Genomic DNA, 12,163 nt, shown 5'->3' with positions numbered 1-12,163 from the left:
AGAAGCACCCCGCACGCACAAGAGCCCCACGCCCGACCGAAGTCGTGCGCAGGGCTCTGCATACGGGATCCGTGTGACGGCGCCGGTGATCGCGGCGCCCCACCGGCAGGTGTCAGCGCTCCTCGACCGGGACGAAGTCGCGCTCGACCACGCCCGTGTAGATCTGGCGCGGGCGGCCGATGCGGGAACCCGGCTCCTTGATCATCTCGTGCCACTGGGCGATCCAGCCCGGGAGGCGGCCGAGGGCGAACAGGACCGTGAACATCTCGGTCGGGAAGCCCATGGCCCGGTAGATCAGGCCGGTGTAGAAGTCGACGTTCGGGTAGAGGTTGCGCGAGACGAAGTACTCGTCGGAGAGCGCGTGCTCCTCCAGCTTCAGGGCGATGTCCAGCAGCTCGTCGGACTTGCCGAGGGCGGAGAGGACGTCGTGCGCCGCCGCCTTGATGATCTTCGCGCGCGGGTCGAAGGACTTGTACACCCGGTGGCCGAAGCCCATCAGGCGGACGCCGTCCTCCTTGTTCTTCACCTTGCGGATGAAGGAGTCGACATCGCCGCCGTTGGCCTGGATGCCCTCGAGCATCTCCAGGACGGACTGGTTGGCACCGCCGTGCAGCGGGCCCCAGAGGGCGGAGATGCCGGCCGAGATCGACGCGAACATGTTCGCCTGCGACGAGCCCACCAGGCGGACCGTCGACGTGGAGCAGTTCTGCTCGTGGTCGGCGTGCAGGATGAGGAGCTTGTCGAGGGCGGAGACCACGACCGGGTCCAGCTCGAACTCCTGGGCCGGGACCGAGAAGGTCATGCGCAGGAAGTTCTCGACGTAACCGAGGTCGTTGCGCGGGTAGACGAACGGGTGACCGATCGACTTCTTGTACGCGTACGCCGCGATCGTCGGAAGCTTGGCGAGCAGGCGGATCGTGGAGAGGTTGCGCTGACGCTCGTCGAACGGGTTGTGGCTGTCCTGGTAGAACGTGGACAGCGCCGAGACGACCGACGACAGCATGGCCATCGGGTGGGCGTCGCGCGGGAAGCCCTTGTAGAAGTTCTTGACGTCCTCGTGCAGCAGCGTGTGCTGCGTGATCTCGTTCTTGAACGTCGAGAGCTCGTCGACGGTGGGCAGCTCACCGTTGATCAGCAGGTAGGCCACCTCCAGGAAGGTGGAGCGCTCGGCCAGCTGCTCGATCGGGTAGCCGCGGTACCGGAGGATCCCCTGCTCGCCGTCGAGGTAGGTGATGGCGGATTTATAGGCGGCGGTGTTGCCATATCCGCTGTCCAGCGTCACCAGACCGGTCTGGGCGCGGAGTTTGCCGATGTCAAAGCCCTTGTCGCCGACGGTGCTGTCAATCACCGGGTAGGTGTACTCGCCGTCGCCGTACCGCAGTACTACAGAGTTGTCGCTCACGTCTTCCCTCACCGACGTTGTGCCTCATCTTCGAGGTTGCCCTGACTGTCTCTACCCTCCCCCATTCGGCTCAGGAGAGTGCACTCGGGGTCGACCATTGGGCCTATTGGCGGCACTGAGTGCCGCCAACCTGTCATCCTGCCCCCTGTTTTCCCCATCTGGAAGGGCTCTGTGACCTTCACGACTCGTTTGATCGATCATTTTTTTCGACGTCTCACGAACCGCCAGGTCAGAAGCGTGCCCTGCGACGGGTCGAAAGCAGGTTCAGGAGCCCGCCAGCCGGAAGTCGAGCGCCGTGCAGCGCCGCCCCGCCGACACCGTCCGCACCGCCTGGCCGATCGCCTTGCGCGAACCGACGAGGACGACCAACTGCTTCGCCCGGGTCACCGCCGTGTACAGCAGATTCCGCTGCAGCATCATCCATGCTCCGGTGGTGACGGGGATCACCACTGCGGGATATTCACTTCCCTGTGAACGGTGGATGGTCACCGCGTACGCATGCGCCAGTTCGTCCAGTTCGTCGAATTCGTACGGAACCTCCTCGTCCTCGTCAGTCAGCACCGTGAGGCGCTGGTCGACCGGGTCGAGCGAGGTGACCACGCCCACGGTGCCGTTGAAGACGCCGTTCTTCCCTTTCTCGTAATTGTTGCGAATCTGGGTGACCTTGTCGCCGACGCGGAAGACCCGGCCGCCGAACCGCTTCTCCGCGAGATCGGGGCGCCCGGGCGTGATGGCCTGCTGAAGCAAGCCGTTCAGCGTGCCCGCGCCCGCTGGGCCCCGGTGCATGGGAGCCAGGACCTGGACGTCCCGGCGTGGATCGAGGCCGAACTTGGCCGGAACCCGACGGGACGCCACATCCACCGTGAGCCGGCCTGCCTCCTCCGTGTCGTCCTCGACGAAGAGGAAGAAGTCCTTCATGCCGTCGGTGACGGGGTGCTGCCCGGCGTTGATCCGGTGGGCGTTCGTCACCACCCCCGACTGCTGGGCCTGGCGGAACACGCGCGTGAGGCGGACGGCCGGGATGGGGCTGCCATCGGCGAGCAGGTCCCTGAGAACCTCCCCCGCCCCGACGCTGGGCAGTTGGTCGACATCGCCCACGAAGAGCAGGTGCGCGCCCGGCGGTACGGCCTTCACCAGCTTGTTGGCGAGCAGCAGATCCAGCATGGACGCCTCGTCGACCACCACCAGGTCGGCCTCGAGCGGACGGTCCTTGTCGTACACCGCGTCGCCGCCGGGCTTGAGCTCCAGGAGGCGGTGGACGGTGGAGGCCTCGGCTCCGGTCAGCTCGGCCAGGCGCTTGGCGGCACGGCCGGTGGGGGCGGCCAGGACGACCCTGGCCTTCTTCGCGCGGGCCAGCTCCACGATCGAGCGGACCGTGAAGGACTTGCCGCAGCCGGGGCCGCCGGTGAGGACGGCGACCTTCTTCGTCAGCGCCAGCTTGACGGCGGCCTCCTGCTCGGGGGCGAGGTCCGTGCCCGTGCGGCCCTTCAGCCAGCCCAGCGCCTTGTCCCAGGCCACCTCGTGGAAGCCCGGCATCCGGTCCTCGTCGGTGCGCAGCAGGCGCAACAGCTGGGCGGAGAGGGAGAGTTCGGCCCGGTGGAAGGGGACGAGGTAGACGGCCGTCACGGGCTCGGAGTGGCCGTCCGGACCGGGCACCTTCTCCCGCACGACACCGGGGTCGCCGCCCTCCTCCGGGACCTGGGCGAGTTCGGCCAGGCACTCGATGACGAGCCCCGTGTCGACCTGGAGCAGCTTCACCGCATCCGCGATCAGGCGCTCCTCGGGGAGGTAGCAGTTGCCCTGGTCGGTGGCCTGCGACAGCGCGTACTGCAGTCCTGCCTTGACCCGCTCCGGGCTGTCGTGCGGGATGCCGACGGACTGGGCGATCCTGTCGGCGGTGAGGAAGCCGATGCCCCAGACGTCGGCCGCCAGCCGGTAGGGCTGGTTCTTCACGACCGAGATCGAGGCGTCGCCGTACTTCTTGTAGATCCGCACGGCGATGGAGGTGGACACCTCGACGGTCTGGAGGAAGAGCATGACCTCCTTGATCGCCTTTTGTTCCTCCCAGGCGTCGGCGATCTTCTTCGTCCGCTTCGGTCCGAGGCCGGGGACCTCGATGAGCCGCTTGGGCTCCTCCTCGATGATCTTCAGGGTGTCCAGGCCGAAGTGCTGGGTGATCCGGTCGGCGAAGACCGGGCCGATGCCCTTGACCAGGCCGGAGCCGAGGTAGCGGCGGATGCCCTGGACGGTGGCCGGCAGGAGGGTCGTGTAGTTCTCGACGGTGAACTGCTTGCCGTACTGGGGGTGGGAGCCCCAACGGCCCTCCATCCGCAGGGATTCGCCGACCTGGGCGCCGAGCAGCGCACCCACGACCGTGAGCAGGTCGCCGCCGCCTCTGCCGGTGTCGACGCGGGCGACCGTGTAGCCGGTCTCCTCGTTGGCGTACGTGATCCGCTCCAGGACGCCTTCGAGCACCGCCAGTCGCCGCTCGCCCGTGGAAGTCCCCGCCTGATTGGACATGATCCGACGCTACCGGTCGGGTACGACAACGCGGGGCGGCTGTGGACAGCGCGGGAAGACCGTGGACCGCGGCCGGCAGCCGTCACCCGGCCTGTGACCTCACGTGGTCGATGACCCGCCGGAAGTCCTCGGTGGGCGAGAACTCGACGAACTCGCAGTCCGCCACGGCCACCGGGACATGGCCGGGCCCCCAGTAGTAGGCCTGGCCCGCCTCGTAGTACTCCGCGCCCGCCGGCGTCAGCATCCGCAGCCGGCCTTTGAGCAGGTAACCCCAGTGCGGGCACGGGCAGGCGTCACCTTCGAGGCCCTTGAGGGCGGGGCCCATGTCCGTGCCCTCCGGCAGGCTGATGTAGCTCACGGACATGCCGCCGCCGATCTCCTCGGTGCGCACCTCCACGCCGTCGCCGCCGAGGACGACGGGCACCTCGTCGCGAGTCGCTGCCGTCATGATCCCTCCGCTCCGGCCCTCACGGGCCTGGGGAAACGCCCCCGCACTTCCAGCGTGAACCGCCCCTCGGCCCGCCGCGACAGGGCGGGGCCGACATCACGATCCGGTTTCGGGATGTGGTTGAGGGGTTGATTAACGGCCGTGTAATCGATTCCAATCCTCCGTACACGTCGATGTAATCGATTCCACGACAGCATCGGCCACGAACGATCCACAAGGAGGTGGAGCGGCGATGGCGAGCATCAAGGATGTCGCTGCCGAGGCGGGCGTATCCGTCGCCACGGTCTCGCGCGTCCTGAACGACCATCCGTCGGTCAGCGCCGAGGCACGCGCGCGCGTGCTGGCCGCCGTGGCGACCCTGGGCTACCGCCCGAACGCCGTCGCCCGCTCCCTGCGCACCGACCAGACCCACACCCTCGGTCTGGTCATCAGCGACGTGATGAACCCCTACTTCACCGAACTGGCCCGCTCCGTCGAGGAGGAGGCCCGCGCGCTCGGCTACAGCGTCATCATCGGCAACGCCGACGAGCGGCCCGACCTCCAGGACCATCACGTGCGGAACCTGCTGGACCGGCGCATCGACGGGCTCCTCGTCTCCCCCACCGACGGCGGCTCGCCGCTGATGCTGGACGCCGCCCGCGCGGGGACGCCGATGGTGTTCGTGGACCGGTGGATCCCCGGCGTGGACGTGCCGGTGGTGCGGTCGGACGGGCGCGCTGCCGTACGGGACCTCGTGGCGCATCTGCACCGGCTCGGGCACCGGCGGCTCGCGATCATCGCGGGACCGGCGGCGACCACGACCGGCCGGGAACGCGTGGAGGCCTTCCGGGAGGCGCTCGGCGCGTACGGCCTCGAACTCCCCGACGCCTACATAGGCCAGGGCGACTTCCAGGCCGAGAGCGGGCGCCGGGTCACCGAGGGCTTCCTCGACCTGCCCGAGCCGCCCGAGGTCGTGTTCGCGGCCGACAACCTGATGGCGCTCGGCGCGCTGGACGCCGTACGCGCGCGTGGGCTGCGCGTGCCGGACGACCTCGCACTGGCCGCCTTCGACGACATCCGGTGGTTCGTGCACACCGATCCGCCGATCACCGCGATCGCCCAGCCGACGGGCGAGCTGGGCCGGGCCGCCGTACGGGCCCTGGTCGACCGCGTCGAGGGACGTCCCGGCGAGTCCGTCACCCTCCCCGCCCGTCTCGTCGTACGCCGCTCGTGCGGCGAGCAACCGGCTTCTTCGGAGCCGTCCCCCGTAACGAACAGGAGCCAGTCGTGAGCAACGCGGACGAGTTGCTGCGCATCGAGGGCATACGGAAGACCTTCCCGGGCGTGGTCGCCCTGGACGGCGTCGACTTCGATCTGCGCCGCGGCGAGGTGCATGTGCTGCTCGGTGAGAACGGCGCGGGCAAGAGCACCCTCATCAAGATGCTCTCCGGCGCCTACACGCCCGACGCCGGGCGGATCCTGGTCGGCGGCGAGGAGACGCGCATCCATGGTGCGCAGGACTCCGAGCAACTCGGGATCGCCACCATCTACCAGGAGTTCAACCTCGTCCCCGATCTGACGGTCGCCGAGAACATCTTCCTGGGGCGGCAGCCGCGTCGCTTCGGGATGATCGACCGGAACAGGATGGAGGCCGACGCCGAGGTGCTGCTGAAGCGGGTCGGCGTCGACGTGTCCCCACGCGCGCGTGTGCGTGAACTCGGCATCGCGCGGCTGCAGATGGTCGAGATCGCGAAGGCGCTCAGCCTGAACGCGCGCGTGCTGATCATGGACGAGCCGACGGCCGTGCTGACCTCCGAGGAGGTCGAGAAGCTCTTCTCCATCGTGCGCAGGCTGCGCGAGGACGGCGTCGGGGTCGTCTTCATCACGCACCACCTGGAGGAGATCGCCGCCCTGGGCGACCGGGTGACGGTCATCCGCGACGGCAAGAGCGTCGGGCAGGTCCCCGCCGCCACGCCCGAGGACGAGCTCGTACGGCTCATGGTGGGCCGCTCCATCGAGCAGCAGTACCCGCGTGAACGCGCCGGCCAGGGCGCCGCGTTGCTCACCGTCGAGGGGCTGACCAGGGACGGCGTCTTCCACGACGTCAGCTTCGAGGTGCACGCCGGTGAGGTGGTCGGCATCGCGGGGCTGGTCGGCGCCGGACGTACCGAGGTCGTGCGGGCGGTGTTCGGGGCGGATCCGTACGACAAGGGGGCCGTGAAGGTCGCCGGGTCGTCCGTCCCGAAGTACGACGTCAACGCGGCGATGACCGCGGGCATCGGACTCATCCCCGAGGACCGCAAGGGCCAGGGCCTGGTGCTTGACGCGTCCGTCGAGGAGAACCTCGGGCTGGTGACGCTGCGGTCCGCCACGCGCGCGGGGCTCGTCGACCTCAAGGGCCAGCGCGAGGCCGCCGCGCGGATCGCGGGGCAGCTCGGCGTGCGGATGGCGGGCCTCGGGCAGCACGTGCGCACGCTCTCCGGCGGCAACCAGCAGAAGGTCGTCATCGGCAAATGGCTGCTCGCCGACACCAAGGTGCTGATCCTCGACGAGCCCACGCGCGGGATCGACGTCGGCGCCAAGGTCGAGATCTACCAGCTCATCAACGAACTGACCGCGGCCGGCGCCGCCGTCCTGATGATCTCCAGTGATCTGCCCGAGGTCCTCGGCATGAGCGACCGCGTGCTGGTGATGGCCCAGGGCCGGATCGCGGGCGAGCTCACGGCCGACGAGGCCACCCAGGACTCCGTGATGGCACTCGCCGTCAGCAACCCCACCACCGACAAGACCGGAACGGAGGCCACCCGTGGCCACTGACACGCTCAAGAGCACGCCGGGCGCGAGTGGCGCCTCGGGGCTTCGCCGAATCCTGCTCGACAACGGCGCGCTGACCGCGCTGATCGTCCTCGTCATCGCCATGTCGGCGCTGTCCGGCGACTTCCTGACCACCGACAACCTCCTGAACGTCGGCGTCCAGGCGGCCGTGACCGCCATCCTCGCGTTCGGCGTCACGTTCGTGATCGTCTCGGCGGGCATCGACCTGTCGGTCGGTTCGGTGGCGGCGCTGTCGGCCACCGTCCTCGCGTGGACCGCGACCTCGCACGGGGTGCCGGTCTTCATAGCGGTGCTGCTGGCCGTGGCGACCGGCATCGCGGCCGGTCTCGTCAACGGCTTCCTCATCGCCTACGGCAAACTCCCGCCGTTCATCGCGACGCTCGCGATGCTCTCGGTGGCCCGCGGCCTGTCGCTGGTGATCTCCGAGGGCTCCCCGATCGCCCTCCCCGACTCCGTCTCGCACCTCGGTGACACGCTCGGCGGCTGGCTGCCGGTGCCGGTGCTCGTGATGATCGTGATGGGTCTGATCGCCGCCTTCGTGCTCGGCCGGACCTACATCGGCCGCTCGATGTACGCGATCGGCGGCAACGAGGAGGCCGCGCGCCTGTCGGGTCTGCGCGTGAGGAAGCAGAAGCTCGCCATCTACGCCCTGTCCGGCGTGTTCGCAGCCGTGGCGGGCGTCGTGCTCGCCGCCCGGCTGTCCTCCGCGCAGCCGCAGGCCGCCGACGGCTACGAGCTGGACGCGATCGCGGCGGTCGTCATCGGCGGCGCCTCCCTCGCGGGCGGCACCGGCAAGGCGTCCGGCACCCTGATCGGCGCGCTGATCCTGGCGGTGCTGCGCAACGGCCTGAACCTGCTGAACGTGTCCGCGTTCTGGCAGCAGGTCGTCATCGGCGTCGTGATCGCACTGGCCGTCCTCTTCGACACGCTGCGCCGCAAGGCCGGGGCGACCCCGGCGGCGGCCGGCACGGGCGGCGGCAAGGGCAAGCAGGCGGGGACGTACGCGCTCGCGGCGGTCGTCACCGTGGCGATCGTGGGGGCGACCTCCTTCCTGCACAACAACTCCTCCTCGTCGTCGAACCCGAGGATGGGGCTGTCCCTGTCCACCCTCAACAACCCCTTCTTCGTGCAGATCCGGGCGGGCGCCCAGGCCGAGGCGAAGAAGCTCGGCGTCGACCTGACCGTCACGGACGCCCAGAACGACGCCTCGCAGCAGGCCAACCAGCTGCAGAACTTCACCAGTTCGAGCGTCGGTGCGATCATCGTCAACCCGGTGGACTCGGATGCGGCGAGCAACTCCGTGAAGGCCGCCGACAAGGCGAAGATCCCGGTCATCGCCGTCGACCGGGGTGTCAACAACGCGAAGACGCAGGCCCTGGTCGCTTCCGACAACGTCGCCGGCGGTGAGCTCGCCGCCAGGACGGTCGCCGAGAAGCTCGGCGGCAAGGGCAAGATCGTGATCCTCCAGGGCCAGGCGGGCACTTCCGCCGCTCGTGAGCGCGCGCAGGGCTTCGCGAACGGCCTCAAGGCCTACCCGGGTATCCAGGTCGTCGCCCAGCAGCCCGCCGACTTCGACCGCACCAAGGGACTCGACGTGATGTCGAACCTGCTCCAGGCCCACCCGGACGTCCAGGGCGTGATCGCCGCCAACGACGAGATGGCGCTGGGCGCGATCAAGGCCCTGGGCTCCAAGGCCGGCAAGTCGGTCTCGGTGGTCGGCTTCGACGGCACCCCCGACGGTCTGAAGGCGGTGGAGGGCGGCTCGCTGTACGCGTCCGTGGCTCAGCAGCCGACCCAGCTCGGCAAGATCGCCGTGGACAACGCTCTCAAGGCATTTCAGGGCAAGAAGGTCGAGCAGATGGTGAAGGTGCCGGTGAAGGTGGTTACGAAGGAGAACGTGGCCGGCTTCGGCGGCTGACGTCCGCCGCCTCCGGCTGACATCCGGCCGGCATCGGGGAACGGCGAACGTGCGGGCGGTCGTTGCAGGAGCATGGACCTGGCGACGGCCGCCCGCCGCCGTCGCCACGGGGACCTATCAGGGGAGCAACCACATGTACGACTACGACCTCCTGGTCGTAGGGTCGGCCAACGCCGACCTGGTGATCGGCGTCGAGCGTCGGCCGGGTGCCGGCGAGACCGTGCTCGGCTCCGACCTGTCCGTCCACCCGGGCGGCAAGGGCGCGAACCAGGCTGTCGCGGCCGCCCGGCTCGGGGCCCGTACGGCCCTGCTGGCCCGGGTCGGCGACGACGCGCACGGCCGGCTGCTGCTCGACTCGCAGCGGGAGTCCGGCGTCGACACGGTGGGCGTCCTGGTCGGCGGCGCGCCGACCGGCGTCGCGCTGATCACGGTGGACCCGTCCGGGGACAACAGCATCGTCGTCTCGCCGGGGGCAAACGCCAGGCTCACGCCGCAGGACGTACGGGCCGCCGCGAGCCTCTTCCAGGCGTCACAGGTGGTGTCGTCCCAGCTGGAGATCCCGCTGGAGACGGTCGGCGAGGTCGTCCGCAGCCTGGCCGACGGCAGCCGCTTCGTGCTGAACCCGTCGCCGCCCCGCCCGCTGCCGGCCGAGCTGCTGGCGGCCTGCGACCCGCTGATCGTGAACGAGCACGAGGCGAAGGTGATCCTCGGCGACTCCGCGGTGGGCGACACCCCCGAGGACTGGGCGCGGATCCTGCTCGCGAAGGGCCCCCGCTCGGTGGTCGTGACCCTGGGCGCCGAGGGCGCGCTGGTGGCGTCCGCGCAGGGTGTGACGCGGGTGCCGTCCGTGAAGGTGGACGCGGTGGACACCACGGGGGCGGGTGACGCCTTCACGGCCGCGCTGGCGTGGCGGCTCGGCACGGGCGCGTCCCTTGCGGAGGCTGCGGCGTACGCGGCCCGGGTCGGCGCGGTGGCCGTGACGCGGGAGGGCGCGCAGGTGTCCTTCCCGACGGCGGCGGAGGTCGAGGCGCTGTGAAGCGTGCCGGAATCCTGAACCGCCACCTCTCCGGCGCCCTCGCCGAGCTCGGCCACGGCGACGGCGTGCTGGTGTGCGACGCGGGCATGCCGATACCCGCCGGCCCCCGGGTCGTGGACCTGGCGTTCCGGGCCGGGGTGCCGTCGTTCGCCGAAGTGCTGGACGGTCTGCTGGCCGAACTGGTGGTGGAGGGCGCGACGGCGGCGCAGGAGATCCGCGAGGCGAACCCCGCGGCGGCCGCGCTGCTGGACGGGGCGTTCCCCGAGCTGCGGCTGGTCACCCACGAGCGGCTCAAGGAGCTGTCGGCCGGGGCACGGCTGGTCGTACGGACCGGCGAGGCACGGCCGTACGCGAATGTGCTGCTGCGCTGCGGGGTCTTCTTCTAGGCAGGTCGCGAGTTCCAGGAACCCACCGAGGTCCGGGAACGTTTCGAGGGGCCCGGTCCGTCGACCGGGCCCCTCGGGTTTCCCCTCCCCATCAGAACCCCCGCGATCCCCCCAGATCCCCCTCCAAGAGTCCTGATGCCAAGTACGACCGGCGAGGTGCGGGAAGGGTTGCACGGTCTCCGGGGATTTTTTCGGGGGATTTTTTCGGGGCCTCCTCGGCGTGCCCGGGAACCGGGACAGAAGTAGCGTTTCAGACATGTCAGAGGTAGACGCAAACCCCCTCACGTCCCTCCAGGACGACGTGCTCGACGAGCTCGGCGACCACCGGATCGCGGACATCGCGGGGCTGCTGGGCACGGACGAAGCGGGGGCCCGGCAGATGGTCGGTACGACGGTGGCCGCGCTGTCCGGCGAGGCGGAGGCCGTCGCGACGCCGCACGACGCCCCGCTCACCGGCGTGGCCACCGTGGGCGGCTTCGCGACCGGCGGCCTCGTGGCCGGGCTGCTCGCGGAGGAGGCCGAGCCGGTCGCGGCCGCGGTGGCCCGCAGGACGGGGCTGCCCCGGAGTGCCGTGTCCCGGGTGGTGGAGATGCTGGTTCCGGTGGTGCCGGCGGTGCTCACGAAACGGGCCGCCGGGAGGCAGTGAGCGAGGTAGTGGGAGAGCCGGCGGGCGAGAAGAACGAGAAGGTGAATGATCACGAGTGATCGTGAGCCACGCAAGGCACGTTCCCCGGCACGGCAGACGTCCGCCAGGACGCGGATGTCCGCCGCCGATGCCATACGGTCCGCGATGGAACAGCTCAGTGAGCTGCTGGGGAGGGTTCCGGAGTCGGTCTCCTCGCTGAAGCCGACGGATCGGGGCTGGGAGGCCGACGTCGAGGTCGTGGAACTGGAACGCATTCCCGAGACGACCAGCGTGATGGCCAGCTACCAGGTGGTTCTGGACCGGGAGGGGCAGCTGGTGTCGTACCGGCGCATGCGTCGTTACACGCGCTCGCAGGTGGACAGGACGGATCGCCGCTAGGCCACGACCCTTCCGTCAGGAATTCTCCGATAAGTCGGTTTTGTCGAGGGTTCCCCGGGAAGTCGGATTTTGCTGATTTCACCGGAAGCCGAGCCGGAAGGGAAAACACCGTGACTGTGGTGCCACAGGGCAACGGTGGAGGTGGTGTGCCCGGCGCCGCCGGAGGCGGCGGCTCGGGGAACCTCTACGACGTGCTGGAACTCGTCCTCGACAGGGGCCTGGTCATCGACGCGTTCGTGCGGGTGTCCCTGGTGGGCATCGAGATCCTGAAGATCGACGCGCGGGTGGTCGTGGCCAGTGTCGACACCTATCTGCGCTTCGCCGAGGCGACCAACCGGCTGGATCTGGAGTCGGGCAGCAAGTCGCCCGCGCAGCTGACCGACCTCGTCGGAGGCTCTGTCGAGAGCGGGGCACGCGGCAAGAGCAAGGGGGCGCTGTCGGGCGCGGTCGAGGCGGTCACCGATTCGTTCAAGGGCGACGGTGACGAGGACGAAGCCGCGGACGAGGACACGGACGACGAGCGGGAGCGCAGGCCGGCGCGCGGAAAACGGCGTGAGCGTTCCGAACACCGGTCGGGGCGCCGCTCCGCACGGGACCGGGAGGAGTGAGCGAGCC

At 69.7% G+C, this 12,163-nt stretch carries 11 protein-coding genes; 8 read left to right on the top strand and 3 right to left on the bottom strand.

What is annotated here, in order from left to right; translation table 11 throughout:
- Positions 1-112: 112 nt before the first annotated feature.
- From ACZ7L5_RS26240 to ACZ7L5_RS26230, 3 genes are all read right to left on the bottom strand, one after another.
- Entirely contained in the window at positions 113-1,402 is a 1,290-nt protein-coding gene (locus tag ACZ7L5_RS26240; protein WP_214335589.1) for a citrate synthase, read from the bottom strand.
- A gap of 264 nt (positions 1,403-1,666) precedes the next feature.
- Positions 1,667-3,922 carry an SF1B family DNA helicase RecD2 gene (recD2, locus tag ACZ7L5_RS26235; RefSeq protein WP_471519257.1) on the bottom strand — a complete coding sequence of 752 codons (2,256 nt, stop codon included), beginning with the start codon at positions 3,920-3,922 and terminating at the stop codon, positions 1,667-1,669.
- Between the two features lie 82 nt (positions 3,923-4,004).
- Complete coding sequence (locus ACZ7L5_RS26230; protein WP_328881529.1) at positions 4,005-4,370, bottom strand: cupin domain-containing protein; 366 nt, start codon at positions 4,368-4,370, stop codon at positions 4,005-4,007.
- A gap of 232 nt (positions 4,371-4,602) precedes the next feature.
- Between ACZ7L5_RS26230 and ACZ7L5_RS26225 the strand changes: the two genes are divergently transcribed.
- The 8 genes from ACZ7L5_RS26225 to gvpJ all read left to right on the top strand — a co-directional run bounded on the left by ACZ7L5_RS26225 (position 4,603) and on the right by gvpJ (position 12,156).
- Positions 4,603-5,640: a LacI family DNA-binding transcriptional regulator gene (locus ACZ7L5_RS26225; RefSeq protein ID WP_328881528.1), complete on the top strand. Its 1,038-nt coding sequence runs from the start codon at positions 4,603-4,605 to the stop codon at positions 5,638-5,640.
- Complete coding sequence (locus tag ACZ7L5_RS26220) at positions 5,637-7,166, top strand: sugar ABC transporter ATP-binding protein (protein WP_471519255.1); 1,530 nt, start codon at positions 5,637-5,639, stop codon at positions 7,164-7,166. The genes ACZ7L5_RS26225 and ACZ7L5_RS26220 overlap by 4 nt, the downstream gene beginning before the upstream one ends.
- On the top strand, positions 7,156-9,102 hold the full coding sequence (locus ACZ7L5_RS26215) for an ABC transporter permease/substrate-binding protein (RefSeq protein ID WP_471519253.1): 1,947 nt from the start codon (positions 7,156-7,158) through the stop codon (positions 9,100-9,102). Before ACZ7L5_RS26220 ends, ACZ7L5_RS26215 begins: the two co-directional genes overlap by 11 nt.
- Before the next feature lie 133 nt (positions 9,103-9,235).
- A complete protein-coding gene (gene rbsK, locus ACZ7L5_RS26210; RefSeq protein WP_471519251.1) occupies positions 9,236-10,138 on the top strand; it encodes a ribokinase in 903 nt (300 codons plus the stop codon).
- Complete coding sequence (rbsD, locus tag ACZ7L5_RS26205) at positions 10,135-10,524, top strand: D-ribose pyranase (RefSeq protein ID WP_471519249.1); 390 nt, start codon at positions 10,135-10,137, stop codon at positions 10,522-10,524. The genes rbsK and rbsD overlap by 4 nt, the downstream gene beginning before the upstream one ends.
- A gap of 256 nt (positions 10,525-10,780) precedes the next feature.
- A complete protein-coding gene (locus ACZ7L5_RS26200; protein WP_471519247.1) occupies positions 10,781-11,170 on the top strand; it encodes a helix-turn-helix domain-containing protein in 390 nt (129 codons plus the stop codon).
- Positions 11,171-11,314: 144 nt separating this feature from the next.
- Positions 11,315-11,548, top strand: coding sequence for a gas vesicle protein GvpO (locus ACZ7L5_RS26195; protein WP_471519245.1), 234 nt, complete (start codon positions 11,315-11,317; stop codon positions 11,546-11,548).
- Positions 11,549-11,658: 110 nt separating this feature from the next.
- Positions 11,659-12,156 carry a gas vesicle protein GvpJ gene (gene gvpJ / locus ACZ7L5_RS26190; RefSeq protein ID WP_471519243.1) on the top strand — a complete coding sequence of 166 codons (498 nt, stop codon included), beginning with the start codon at positions 11,659-11,661 and terminating at the stop codon, positions 12,154-12,156.
- Positions 12,157-12,163 lie beyond the last annotated feature (7 nt).

The organism is Streptomyces sp. NPDC107528 (assembly GCF_055639295.1).
Note: the sequence above shows the minus strand (reverse complement) of the source record. Positions and strands in the feature narration are given on the sequence as shown.